This window comes from Aquirufa nivalisilvae (genome assembly GCF_004307455.1).
Lineage (GTDB): Bacteria > Bacteroidota > Bacteroidia > Cytophagales > Spirosomataceae > Aquirufa > Aquirufa nivalisilvae.
Genome location: NZ_SEWX01000005.1, coordinates 1 through 12,580, shown reverse-complemented (window position 1 = coordinate 12,580; position 12,580 = coordinate 1). Strand labels below are relative to the sequence as shown.

Here is a 12,580-nt window from a genome sequence, read left to right as displayed (position 1 = left end):
GTGGCCAAGCCACCCCAAACATGAGTTAAACGGCCGATTCGCTGGAAGCATCATCGGAAGCTATGCTTTCTTCCTTTTTTACAGCTTTAGCTCGAGGCTTTTTACTAGCCTTCTTGACTTCTTGTACATCCGGTGCAGATTCTGCTTTCTCAGCTAAATCTCGTTCATCCTTCGCTTCCTTACGCTTCTTTTCTGTTTCACCCTTGATATACTCCTGATAAGAAGTTAATTGCTCAAATGGACGAGGGCCAACTAAAGCTTCTAAATCGCTTTGGAACAATACCTCTTTTTTCAACAATTGTTCCGCTAGAATAATCAATTTAGCTTTCTTAGAACGTAATAAAGCTAATGTTCTCTTGTAGGCTTCGGCAATAATCTTACGTACCTCTTCATCAATTTCACGAGCTGTAGTCTCCGAATATGGCTTATTAAACTGGTATTCAGTTCCTTTAGAATCATAGTAAGAAATATTCCCCAACTTATCATTCATACCATAAACTGTCACCATGGAATAAGCCAATTTGGTGATTCGCTCCAAGTCGTTTTGGGCACCTGTAGATACTTTACCAAAAATGATTTCTTCCGCTGCACGTCCACCTAAGGTGACACACATTTCATCCATCAATTGCTCAGTACGATACAAGAATTGCTCTTTCGGCAAGTATTGAGCATAACCCAATGCCGCTACGCCACGAGGAACAATGGACACTTTTACTAAAGGATTGGCATGTTCTAAAAACCAACCAGCAATAGCATGTCCTGCTTCATGGTGAGCCACAATATTCTTCTCTTCTGGAGAAATCAATTTGTTTTTCTTTTCCAAACCGCCGATAACACGATCCATAGCTTCTTGGAAATCAGTCATTTCCACCGCTACTTTATTTCTACGAGCAGCAATTAAAGCTGCTTCATTACATACATTGGCAATCTCCGCTCCAGCAAAACCCGGAGTTTGCGCCGCTAATTCTTTCACATCAACTCCATTAGCCAATTTTAATGGCTTAATGTGTACTTTGAAAATAGCCTCACGACCAATGATATCGGGTTTATCAATACTGATGGTACGATCAAAACGACCTGGGCGTAATAGTGCTGAATCCAATACATCGGGACGGTTCGTTGCCGCCATGATGATAATTCCTGAATCCGTAGCAAAACCATCCATCTCCACCAATAAGGAGTTCAAGGTATTTTCTCTTTCGTCATTAGCACCTGGCATAGAACCACGTCCACGAGAACGGCCTACCGCATCAATCTCATCAATGAAAATGATACAAGGAGCCTTTTCTTTGGCTTGCTTAAACAAATCACGTACACGGGCAGCTCCTACCCCAACGAACATTTCAACAAAATCAGAACCAGAAAGGGAGAAAAAAGGTACACCAGCTTCACCTGCTACGGCTTTCGCCAACAAGGTTTTACCCGTTCCCGGAGGGCCTACCAATAAGGCACCTTTCGGAATTTTACCTCCCAAATCCGTGAATTTTTTAGGGAATTTTAAGAATTCCACAATCTCTTGAATTTCTTCTTTCGCTTCATCCAAACCAGCCACATCATTGAAGGTCACGCGAACTTTCGACTCCCCTTCAATCAACGTAGCCTTACTACGACCGATATTAAAGATTTGTCCACCGGCACCGCCACCACCGCCCATGCGGAAGAAAAGGAAATAGAAGCTTAAACCCATTAAGATAAAGAAGCCCCAAGTACCTAACCAATCCAATGGACCCGTACGCGTTTCAGGCTTAGCCATTATCTGCTCATTACGAGGAAAGGCCTTTTGTCTATCTTCTAAAAAACGTTCAAAACCTTCTTTTGAAATTATTTGAAACTCAAAATGTGGACCTTGTTTCACTGAAATAAGGCCTTGAGGAGAGTTTTTGAAATACTTAGCTACATAATTTGGTTTCAGATTAACCTCAACCAATTTATCATTGACAATGGTCACGCCTTCCACTTCTTTTTGAATCAACATAGACTCAAATTGTTTCTGAGAAATCTCTTGAAGTGTGCGTTGTTTAGTAAAAAAGAACATACTCACTACGGCGATCATCAAACCTATGACCATCCAGCTTTGCATGCCTCCAACCGGTTTTTTAGGTAATCGAGGGGGAATTCCTGACCTCTTGGTATTCTTTGAATTGTTTACTTGTTTTGCCATTGGTTATCTATTTGGGCTTGTAACAATGTAGCGGAGTGATTAAGTTTCTTTTCGAGGAAAAATTCTAAAAATTCTAGATTATAATTCTGGAACAATCGTGAATTTAGCATCTCCCCATAATTCTTCTAATTTAAAAAAGGATCTTTTCTCCTTCAAAAACACGTGTACGATGACATCATAATAATCCATCAATATCCACTCACGATTCGCTTTTCCTTCAATAGAATGAGCATGCAATTTACCTGCTTCCCATATTTCTTTATCTACAGAATCGGCAATCGCATCAATCTGGGTATCTGAAGTACCGGAACAAATCACAAAGAAATCCGTGAATGCATTTTGTACACCGCGCAAGTCCAATACCATAATTTCCTGTGCCTTCTTTTCTTGCATCCCCTTGACTACCCAATTCACAATGTCTTCCGAGATATCTTGCTTGGGGGACTTAATGGAACTTTTACGCATATATTGTTTTGATCTAAATGTTTATAGAGAACTATCTTAACGATTAAAAATTTAAATTTGTTCTACACAAGCTTAAAATTACAAATAAATTTGAACAATTACCACGCACCAACTCGGTTCATAGGCAAATTGGCGAAATACATTCCCACTTGTCCGTCCACCAATTCCATGGCTTTTCAAGAGTCATTAGAAAGTACTATTCCTGAAGGGTTTGCTTGGGTAGCCAGACATCAAAGTGCCGGTAGAGGACAAAGAGGGAATACATGGCAGGCAGAACCAGATCAAAATTTATTACTTTCCTTTCTCCTAAAACCCTCCCATTCTCTACTGGAAAATCAATTTTATCTCAGTAAAGCGGTAGCATTAGGTATTTTAAATGGATTACAACAGTGGGCAACGGAAAACTATGGAGAAAGACTTCCATTAGCCATCAAATGGCCCAATGACCTGTATTTAGATGGGAAAAAATTAGGCGGTATATTGATTGAAAACAATTTTCAATCGGGCCAATGGACATTTTCCATCGTAGGAATTGGGCTGAACATCAATCAAACCAACTTTGCCGATTTACGAGCTTGTTCCTTAAAATCCTGGATGAAGTCTCCGCAATCTTTCGATTTACATGACATTTACAAGCATATTTGCCAAGGCATAGAAAAGGAATATGAATATTTTTTAGAGCAAAAGTTCCATTTTTTGGATGAGGCTTACCACCAAAAATTATTTAGATTCCGAGAATGGCATTCTTATCAGGACAATCAACAGGAATTTATTGGTAAGATTCTAAGAGTCAATGCTCAAGGCCTTCTAATCATGGAAAAACCAGGAGGAGAACAAGCCTATGAAATAAAGGAATTAAGTTTTATTTTTAAGGACTAAGCTTTGAAATAAAACCTGTTCATGATAGACCAATACCGCAGCAACTTAGAGAATTTTCTTTATTGGGCAGAACATCGACCAGAGGCTGTTTATCTAAAGCAGCCCGTTGGTAAGCAATATCAAGATTTTACTTATCAAGAAGTTGCTAATCAAATCAGCAAAATAGCCAATTACCTGCGTCAAACATTGGATGACCAGCTCCCGAACCATGTAGGTATTTTGTCGAAAAACTGTGCCCACTGGATCATGGCTGACTTGGCTATTGCTGCGGCAGGTGCTGTTTCTGTGCCATTTTATCCCACATTAACAGCCGATCAATTGAATCAGGTATTGGTGCATTCCGACTGCCAAATACTCTTCGTAGGAAAACTAGATCATTGGGAAAGCATACGATCAGGAATTCCTTCCAATATCACCTTGATTTTCACTCCTGAGCATCAAAGTCCAATTTCAGAATCACACTGGACAAGTATTGAAGCTCAGTATGAACCCATCGATTCCTTTCATCAGGCAGATGCCGGTGAGCTAAGTACCATCATTTACACATCAGGAACCACGGGGTCCCCCAAAGGCGTCATGCTACACCATGAAGGAATCATTCATGTCATCAACATAGCTAAAGAGGCCGCACTTTTGCAACAGCCCAACAACCGATTCATTTCATATCTTCCATTGAGTCATATCGCCGAGCGGAACTTTGTCGAGTTCGCAGGCACAGCATCGGGAGGAACCATTTATTTTGTAGAGACATTAGACAGCTTTAAAGATAATTTAGTGGCCTGTCGACCTACCCATTTCTTAGCTGTACCTAGAATTTGGGCTAAATTCAGGGAAGGGATTTTACAAAAAATAGGGGGTCAAAAACGCCTACAACTTTTGCTATCCATCCCCTTGCTGAGTCATTTCATCAAAAAGAAAATCAAAAAAGGATTAGGTCTAGATCAAACCAAAATGAATGTAACGGGTGCCGCACCTATGCCCACCGAATTGTTGCAATGGTTTCAAAAAATCGGCCTTACTATTCAGGAGGCCTATGGTATGACGGAGAATATGGGCTTTAATACCCTAATGCCACGAGACCAAATTCGATTGGGTACTGTTGGGAAACCATGGCCTACCTGTGAAGTAAAATTAGATCCAGAATCGCATGAATTACTCATGAAGGCTCCCTACATTACATCTGGTTATTATAAAGAACCCACCTTGACCCAAGAGCTTTTTGATGGTACTTGGCTAAAAACGGGTGATATGGCCGAATTGGATTCCGATGGATTTATTTCCATCATCGGACGCGTGAAAGATAATTTCAAAACCAGCAAAGGTCAATATGTAGCCCCAGCACCGATTGAAAACATGATTTTATCACATGAATGGATTGAACAAGCCTGTGTAGTTGGGACCAATTTACCACAACCTATTGCCTTAATCATTCTTAATGAGGAAGGTAAAAAAGCGGATAAAAACAGCCTAGAATTAGCTTTAGATGGCATTAAGAGTAGCTTAAAGCCACATTTTAAAAAATATGAACATTTGTCAAAAATGGTCATATTGAAAGAAGATTGGACCATTGAGAACAATTGTATCACTCCTACGCTTAAAATCAGAAGGCAGGCCATCGAGAAAAAATTCCAAGACAAAATAGAAGCCTGGAATCAACATCCTGCATCCATTCTTTTTGAATAATTCATCCAAGGGTAAATTAATAGCTATGCTTTTTGACTAAATTAGAGGCATGAGACGTATTTTACCGCCTAATGTTTTCATTTTCAGCATTTTCATTTGCTTAGGACTTGGTTTATCAACCAGTCTTTGTGGGCAAATGGTGGAGGTAGATAGTATCCAATTCAAAGGAAACGAGCGTAGTAAAAGAAGTATCTTAAAGCGAGAATTAGATTTTAAAGAAGGTGATTTGCTGGATTTAAATGAAATTGACAAAAAATTGGAATTCAGCAGACGGAAACTCATGAATACCAATTTATTCATTTGGGTTCGCTCCGAATATCACTTAACCAAATCTGGGAAATTGGCCATCAATTTTGATGTCTTAGAACAATGGTATTTTCTTGGCTATCCCGTATTCCAATTGGCCGACCGCAATTTAAATGAATGGTGGGCCCGTGGCCATCCATTGGACAGAGCCATTTATGGGATTCACTTATTGCATAATAATTTCAGAGGAAGAGCCGAGAGATTGATGTTAAAAGCCGAAACTGGCTTCACTCAACGGTTGGAGTTCTCGTATAATAATCCTTACGTAGACCGAAAAAAAACATTAGGTATTGGTTTTAATTTGGATTATTTGACCAGTAAAAACATTGCCTATAAAACACAAGCCGACACCTTAGTTTACTTAGGCTCTGAGAATATTTTACGAGAAAAATGGAGCGGTGGGATTAGCTTTAGGAAGCGCTTTCGTTTCTATGATTTCCAGACTTTCGAAGTCAAATACAGCCATAACTTAGTGTCTGATACCATAACCAAACTCAATCCAGCCTATTTTCAGGGCAAATCCAATGAGCAAAACTTCATGCAGTTGGGTTATACTTTCTCTTATGATTTTAGAGATTATGTGGTGTATCCTTTGGTAGGTAAAAAAATCGACATCAGTTTTCAAAAATATGGCGTATTAGCTCAGGATGAAATCAATTTTTGGGAGATCAATGCCGGACTATCCTATTATTTCGATTTGGGTAAAAAGTTTTATTTCAGCAGTCAATTCAAAGGAAAGATCACTCAAGATGGGGCGACGGTGCCTTACGCAAACCAGCGAGGATTGGGATATCGCAACGAAGTAGTGAGAGGTTTTGAACTCAAAGTAGTGGACGGGACGGATTATTTCTTATCTCGAAACACCTTGAAATATCAATTGTTCAAACAAATTATCCCTCTGTCCTTTATCCCGTATAAGCAATTTAATCAGATGCCCTTATCCATTTATCCAACTGCATTTTTGGATTTGGCCTATGTGAATCAAGCGAATCGAGTAGAGACAAAAAGTAATTTTGCCAATAAATGGTTATTTGGGTATGGAGTTGGTTTGGATATTGTGACCTATTATAACTTCGTGTTGAAAATGGCGCTGCCCTTTAACAATGGAGGAAAATATGGCTTTGTAGTAGGGTTAGGACGTGAATTCTAAAAAAAAAGCCAGTCAAAGACCGGCTCCTTTTTAAAATACCTAACCACTAATAATCTTAAATATTGTTAGTTTGACGAATCAAACGTAAAAATCGTTGAACAAAAATAACACTATTTTTCTAAAAACAGAATATATCAAATTTGAAATTTTTTAATTTTAGAAATTCAATTACATCACATTGTTGATTCTCCCTCAAATGAACCCTAAAACAAGCTTATTACAAAAAAAATTAGCATTTGCGCTCATTATCAGTTTCTTGATAATTTCAAATGCTTGTCAAACTACCTCCGATAAACAAGAAGCAAATCAGAGTAATCTCGAATCAAAAAAGCAAGCCAAGCAAAAAGCTTGGGATGAAAGCACGCCTTTATTGCAACGAATCACCTTGGGATCTGAAGGTATTATTCGGAATGTTACTTGGGGACAAGATATGTCGACAATTGGAGAAAAGGTGGAACTATCCGAAACTCAACCAAGCGTAGGAAAATCCTATACTCAATTCTTCGATGATACGGATTTGAACTTTGTGGACATCACCTATTTACCAGATGAAAATAATAAGGTAAAAGGAATCATATTAAATATCTTTCTAGAGGAGCAAGATGATGTCTTGGACTTAACTGCCAATTTCAAAGAGTATTTAGGAAATATTTATGGGAATGGCCGAGGTAGCGCCAAAAAGATTGTTTGGAAAAACGAAAATACCCAGGTCATATTGGAAGATGTTGGTACTCCCAAAGACCCAGGTATTCAAGTTGTTTTTTCTAAAATAAACTAAACTTTCCAAATCCACTGACGGGTATCGGCTACCTCGCCCAAGCGGATGTGATTGATTTCATGGAAAACTTTAGAGGAGAAATCGCTTTCTTTTCTAGCAGGTAATTCATAATCCTTACCTTCAAAAGCAATGACTTGAATGGGAGCAATCACTGCTGCGGTTCCCGCGCCAAAAGCCTCGGTAACAGCACCTGATTGAATTCCTTCTACTAGTTCCTTTACTGAAAGTGGTCTTTCCTCTACTTTCATGCCCCAGTCTTTTGCTATTTGTAACACCGACTTTCTAGTAACACCATCTAAAATGGTATCGCCAGTCGGTGCAGTAACCAAAGCTCCATTCACCACAAACATCAAGTTCATGGTTCCTGCTTCTTCTACATATTGATGGGTAGCAGCATCAGTCCAAATAATCTGATCATAACCCGCTTTATTGGCTTCCTGGGTTGGGAATAACGAACCTCCATAGTTTCCTGCATTTTTAGAGAATCCTACACCTCCTTTAGCCGCACGAATGTATTCTGTTTCCACACGAACGCGCAAGGGCTTAGCATAGTAAGAACCTACAGGACAAAGGAAAATAATAAACTTATAAGTATTGGATGGTGAAACGCCTACGTACTCATCTGTAGAAAACATGAATGGACGGATATACAAGGAACAACCTTCTTTGGCTGGAACCCATGCCTTATCCATTTGCAACAATTGTCTCAAGCCACCCATAAAAATCTCTTCTGGGACTTCCGGCATGCACATCCGAACGGCAGATTTATTGAAGCGTTTGAAGTTTTCTTCTGGACGAAAAACTAAAATCTCATCTTGCTTAGAACGATACGCTTTCATTCCTTCAAAAATGGCTTGTCCATAATGTAGCGACATCATAGCGGGTTGATAAGTCAATGGACCATAAGGCTGAATGCTTACTTTTTGCCAAGCTCCATCGGCATAATCCGCTACTAACATGTGATCAGCAAAACTGCGACCGAAAACTAAGTGATCAAAATCAACCTCATTGATACGAGATTGGGCTATGGGTTTTATTTCTATTTGCATCATATTAAATCTTATTGGCTATCTGCCAGAGTTCCACGGAATCTCAGGGATTCCCAATGAATGGTGGAGATAGCGGCACATCATGAATAAATAATCCGATAATCTATTTAAATAAGCGATGGATATTTGATAAGCTTCTTCTTTTTCTTCAGCTTGAACCCATCTGATTAGGCTGCGTTCTGCACGGCGGCAAACAGTGCGGCAAACTTGTGCCAAGGCAATTGTCTCGTGACCACCGGGCAGAATAAAGACTCGCATGGGTGTTAGTACCTCATCCATCTCATCAATTAATCCTTCTAAGGCCACAATATCATGCAGCTCAATGAGCTTCATATTTCCTAAAAACTCAGTAGAGTCGCTAGCCACATGGGCTCCGAGGACAAATAAACTCGTTTGAATCCCCAACACTTTGGTATTCAATGAATCCGATAGTTGTGTATTCAATAATCCTAAATAGGAATTTAACTCATCGATATCCCCAATGGCATCAATTCGCAAATCCGATTTAGATACACCATTCCCATCAGCAAGCCGAGTAAAACCCTTATCTCCGTTTTTAGTATAGATCGCCATGGCTATATAGTATAAGGTACAAATCTACTTTTTTCAAGCCTGAATTACAAGAATGAGGCATAATTATCATTTTCCTGATGGAAAGAATACAAAGATTAGGTCAGTTAGATTTTCAGACCTAATTTTGTGGACATTTTAATCAACGTATGTCAATCGATCATTTCTTTTCTAGAGTATGGCGCATCATATCCATTATTGGATTTGGCGTCTCTCTCCTATTTATATACCGTGGCTTACCAGATCCTACGGCGGTACATTTTGGTGAAACAGGTCGTGGCGATGGATTTTTACCCAAAGAAGAAATATTCTATTTGACAGCAGGTATCATGACCTTGATTAATATGTTGGCCTTGCTATTGATTAAAAACATTCAAAAAATACCTGATAATCAATTCACTATTCTTTTTTCCATTTTCAAGAAAAAAGGAGGAACTAAGATTAAAGAAACCATCGGACATTGGTTACACATGTTACCCGCTTTGATTAATACCTATATGATATTGGTATTAAGGGCGCTACTTTTATTGAACGATGAAAGAACTTATAACCAAGATTTCTCCTTCTATCCTTATATAGGCATCATTGCATTGCTTATTTGGATTGCCTACCTACCTGTTCGCTTACTAACCTATTCGGATTATTTGGAAGAATAATGAAGCTTGAATTAGCCCCTTTATCGATTCAGGCATTTGATTATCATCTACCTGAATCCAGCATTGCTTTACATCCTAGTCCTAGCAGAGATGCTTCTCGACTATTGGTTTCCCAAAATGGACAAATCTCGCACCTTCATTTTTATGATATTTTAGATTTATTACCGAAAAACAGTTTACTCGTTTTTAATAATACACGCGTCATTCCAGCAAGAATACATCTCCAAAAATCAACGGGAGCTACCATAGAGCTGTTCTTACTAAAACCATTGGCATCACAAATTGCGACCCAGCTAACTATGGAGTCACAGCATGAAGTGGAATGGGAATGCTTGGTAGGAAATAAAAAACGTTGGAAAGATGGAGAAATCTTGCGACATGAACTTCTAATTGGTGACGAAGAAATTCAATTGGCATTGCATTGGATAGACCGAGAGAAAAATTGGGTCAAAATAACATGGAACAGCACACATCTATTTGCCGAGATATTAAATGCATTTGGTCAAATCCCACTTCCACCCTATTTAGGTAGAGATTTAGATGAAGAAGATCAAGAAAGGTACCAAACCATATTTTCCAAAGAATTAGGTGCGGTGGCGGCCCCCACGGCCAGTCTTCATTTCACACAGGCTTTATTGGACCAAATACCAACAAAAGGACATCAAAGTACTTTTATCACCTTGCATGTGGGCGCAGGAACCTTTCTTCCTGTAAAAGAAGAAAATGTGGCCAATCATCCCATGCATCGGGAACAATTGATTTTCTCCATTCCTATGATGGAGGCCATTCTGAAACATGAGGGTCCGATTGTGCCCGTTGGCACAACGGCTTTAAGAGCCTTAGAAAGCTTATATTGGTCAGGTGTATATTTATTAGAAGAAAGAGAAATCCCTTCTGAGGGCTTTGTCTTGGCCAAAGAATTTGCCTACTTGCCAAGAGCTGAATCCTATTCGGTCAAAGAATCCTTAGAAAAAGTCATCGCATATTTACAAGGCCATGGACAAGATCAATGGATAGCGGAAACGGAATTATTGATTATGCCAGGTTATACATTACACCTATGTGATGCCTTAATTACCAATTTCCATCAGCCTAAATCAACACTATTGGTCTTGGTTGCGGCCTTGATTGGCGACCATTGGAAAGAGGTATATGCGGAGGCCCAAGAACAGGGTTATCGCTTTTTAAGTTATGGAGATACGTCATTGTTATTCAAACAGTAGACGAATTCAAGCAAATATGCTTATTTTTGCGACCATTTTATTTATGACAACCCAAGAAAATGCAAGGTAATTTTATCGAGGAATTGAGATGGAGAGGCATGTTACATGACATGATTCCCGGCTTAGAAGAGCAATTAGCTAAAGAAATGACGACGGCTTATATTGGCTTTGACCCTACTGCGCCTAGTTTGCACATCGGAAACTTAGCTGCTATTATGTTGTTGAAGCATTTCCAATTGGCAGGTCATAAGCCCATTGCCTTGGTGGGAGGCGCTACAGGTATGATTGGTGATCCATCAGGTAAGAATGCTGAGCGGGAGTTTTTATCCGAAGATACCTTACGCGAAAATCAGATTGGGATTCAAAAGCAATTAGAGAAGTTTTTAGATTTCCATGCTGGAGCTAATTCTGCGGAAGTAGTGAATAATTACGATTGGTTCAAAGAATTTAGTTTTTTGGGATTTTTACGCGAAGCAGGTAAGTTTTTAACGGTGAATTACATGATGTCGAAAGATTCAGTAAAAAACCGCTTGGAAACGGGACTCTCTTTTACGGAATTCTCCTACCAGCTATTACAGGGTTACGATTTTTATCATTTGTACAAAACCAAGAATGTCCGTTTACAAATGGGTGGTTCGGACCAGTGGGGTAATATTACTACAGGTACGGAAATCATTCGTCGAAAGGAAGGTACTGGAGAAGATGAAACGGATCGTGCATTTGCTTTGACTACTCCATTGGTTACCAAAGCTGATGGTACTAAGTTTGGTAAATCGGAATCGGGCAATGTATGGTTAGATCCAAGCAAGACTAGCCCTTATGAATTCTATCAATTTTGGTTGAATACTGCAGATGCTGATGTTCCTCGATTATTGCGTGTGTTTACCTTGTTTACGCAAGCAGAAATAGAATCCATGGAAAAACAGCATGCAGAGGCTCCTCATTTGCGCTTGTTGCAAAAGGCCTTGGGTCAGGAGGTAACCACGCGGGTACATGGTGCTCAGGTATGTGAGGAAGTAATAGAGGCATCCACGATTCTATTTGCTAAAGATGCGATTGAGCAATTGGAATCGGCGGCGGAGAGTGTATTCCAACAGCTCCCGATTTACCAAGTGAGTCCGGAGGCAATGGCGGAGTGCCAAAATTTAACGGATTTAATCAGCGTAGGATGTAATCATTTAATCTGTAGTTCTAAAGGAGAAGCGCGTAAAGCCATCCAAGGAAATGCGATAAGTGTGAATAAAGTAAAAGTGAATAATCCACAAGCAAATATTGATTTTCCGTTATTGCGTAATAAATACTTATTAATTGGCAACGGAAAACAAAAAAATTACATTCTGGCTATCAGCTAGTTGCTGGCATATTGGCGAATTAATTCAAAAAAAAGTAAAAAATTTCTTCGCCAATATTTGCACAAAATAAATAAACCGTGCATCTTTGCACTCCCAATCGCTAGCTAAACGAGCAAGCGCAATAAACGAAGCGAGTACAAGGACAGAGTTTCGACGAAGTTCAAAATGCAAAGCCAGTTTAAAAGAGTTCTTTGACGTGTTGATAAAAGGAAAAAGTTTGTAACCAGTTAAAATGGTTATGAAGAGAAAAAATAGCATTCAAGACAAGGATAATGACAATTCTTATTTTAATAGTAAGAGCAAAGTCA

Annotated in this window: 11 protein-coding genes; 7 read left to right on the top strand and 4 right to left on the bottom strand. The window is 39.2% G+C overall.

The window, feature by feature from the left end; all coding sequences use genetic code 11:
- Positions 1–25: 25 nt before the first annotated feature.
- Both ftsH and rsfS read right to left on the bottom strand, forming a co-directional pair.
- Positions 26–2,161: an ATP-dependent zinc metalloprotease FtsH gene (gene ftsH / locus EWU22_RS06855; RefSeq protein ID WP_130924965.1), complete on the bottom strand. Its 2,136-nt coding sequence runs from the start codon at positions 2,159–2,161 to the stop codon at positions 26–28.
- A 78-nt stretch (positions 2,162–2,239) separates the two neighbouring features.
- Positions 2,240–2,626: a ribosome silencing factor gene (gene rsfS, locus EWU22_RS06850; RefSeq protein WP_109322582.1), complete on the bottom strand. Its 387-nt coding sequence runs from the start codon at positions 2,624–2,626 to the stop codon at positions 2,240–2,242.
- A gap of 90 nt (positions 2,627–2,716) precedes the next feature.
- On the opposite strand from rsfS, the gene EWU22_RS06845 reads away from it, so the two are divergent.
- The 4 genes from EWU22_RS06845 (at position 2,717) to EWU22_RS06830 (ending at position 7,422) form a co-directional block, all read left to right on the top strand.
- On the top strand, positions 2,717–3,505 hold the full coding sequence (locus tag EWU22_RS06845; protein WP_130924964.1) for a biotin--[acetyl-CoA-carboxylase] ligase: 789 nt from the start codon (positions 2,717–2,719) through the stop codon (positions 3,503–3,505).
- A 21-nt stretch (positions 3,506–3,526) separates the two neighbouring features.
- Positions 3,527–5,188, top strand: coding sequence for an AMP-binding protein (locus tag EWU22_RS06840; protein ID WP_130924963.1), 1,662 nt, complete (start codon positions 3,527–3,529; stop codon positions 5,186–5,188).
- A gap of 49 nt (positions 5,189–5,237) precedes the next feature.
- The gene (locus tag EWU22_RS06835) at positions 5,238–6,644 is read left to right on the top strand and encodes a BamA/TamA family outer membrane protein (RefSeq protein ID WP_130924962.1); all 1,407 of its coding nucleotides are present in this window, start codon (positions 5,238–5,240) and stop codon (positions 6,642–6,644) included.
- A gap of 196 nt (positions 6,645–6,840) precedes the next feature.
- A complete protein-coding gene (locus tag EWU22_RS06830) occupies positions 6,841–7,422 on the top strand; it encodes a hypothetical protein (RefSeq protein ID WP_130924961.1) in 582 nt (193 codons plus the stop codon).
- Here EWU22_RS06830 and EWU22_RS06825 read toward each other — a convergent pair.
- Both EWU22_RS06825 and EWU22_RS06820 read right to left on the bottom strand, forming a co-directional pair.
- Positions 7,419–8,474 carry a branched-chain amino acid aminotransferase gene (locus tag EWU22_RS06825; protein ID WP_130924960.1) on the bottom strand — a complete coding sequence of 352 codons (1,056 nt, stop codon included), beginning with the start codon at positions 8,472–8,474 and terminating at the stop codon, positions 7,419–7,421. The genes EWU22_RS06830 and EWU22_RS06825 overlap by 4 nt on opposite strands.
- Before the next feature lie 15 nt (positions 8,475–8,489).
- The gene (locus EWU22_RS06820; RefSeq protein ID WP_109322576.1) at positions 8,490–9,044 is read right to left on the bottom strand and encodes a cob(I)yrinic acid a,c-diamide adenosyltransferase; all 555 of its coding nucleotides are present in this window, start codon (positions 9,042–9,044) and stop codon (positions 8,490–8,492) included.
- Between the two features lie 146 nt (positions 9,045–9,190).
- On the opposite strand from EWU22_RS06820, the gene EWU22_RS06815 reads away from it, so the two are divergent.
- From EWU22_RS06815 to tyrS, 3 genes are read left to right on the top strand one after another with little or no spacing between them, the layout of a single operon-like run.
- Positions 9,191–9,697, top strand: coding sequence for an SdpI family protein (locus EWU22_RS06815; protein ID WP_109322575.1), 507 nt, complete (start codon positions 9,191–9,193; stop codon positions 9,695–9,697).
- Positions 9,697–10,920 (top strand): S-adenosylmethionine:tRNA ribosyltransferase-isomerase, encoded by a 1,224-nt coding sequence (locus EWU22_RS06810; protein ID WP_130924959.1) that lies wholly within the window; start codon positions 9,697–9,699, stop codon positions 10,918–10,920. The genes EWU22_RS06815 and EWU22_RS06810 overlap by 1 nt, the downstream gene beginning before the upstream one ends.
- 59 nt (positions 10,921–10,979) lie before the next feature.
- Complete coding sequence (tyrS, locus tag EWU22_RS06805; protein WP_130924958.1) at positions 10,980–12,272, top strand: tyrosine--tRNA ligase; 1,293 nt, start codon at positions 10,980–10,982, stop codon at positions 12,270–12,272.
- Positions 12,273–12,580: the final 308 nt, after the last annotated feature.

What these genes read in the sequence shown, in the direction of transcription:
- ftsH (WP_130924965.1), bottom strand. Translation starts at nt 2,161, where the DNA reads ATGGCAAAACAAGTAAACAATTCAAAGAATACCAAGAGGTCAGGAATT.
- rsfS (WP_109322582.1), bottom strand. Translation starts at nt 2,626, where the DNA reads ATGCGTAAAAGTTCCATTAAGTCCCCCAAGCAAGATATCTCGGAAGAC.
- EWU22_RS06840 (WP_130924963.1), top strand. Translation starts at nt 3,527, where the DNA reads ATGATAGACCAATACCGCAGCAACTTAGAGAATTTTCTTTATTGGGCA.
- EWU22_RS06835 (WP_130924962.1), top strand. Translation starts at nt 5,238, where the DNA reads ATGAGACGTATTTTACCGCCTAATGTTTTCATTTTCAGCATTTTCATT.
- EWU22_RS06830 (WP_130924961.1), top strand. Translation starts at nt 6,841, where the DNA reads ATGAACCCTAAAACAAGCTTATTACAAAAAAAATTAGCATTTGCGCTC.
- EWU22_RS06825 (WP_130924960.1), bottom strand. Translation starts at nt 8,474, where the DNA reads ATGATGCAAATAGAAATAAAACCCATAGCCCAATCTCGTATCAATGAG.
- EWU22_RS06820 (WP_109322576.1), bottom strand. Translation starts at nt 9,044, where the DNA reads ATGGCGATCTATACTAAAAACGGAGATAAGGGTTTTACTCGGCTTGCT.
- EWU22_RS06815 (WP_109322575.1), top strand. Translation starts at nt 9,191, where the DNA reads ATGTCAATCGATCATTTCTTTTCTAGAGTATGGCGCATCATATCCATT.
- EWU22_RS06810 (WP_130924959.1), top strand. Translation starts at nt 9,697, where the DNA reads ATGAAGCTTGAATTAGCCCCTTTATCGATTCAGGCATTTGATTATCAT.
- tyrS (WP_130924958.1), top strand. Translation starts at nt 10,980, where the DNA reads ATGCAAGGTAATTTTATCGAGGAATTGAGATGGAGAGGCATGTTACAT.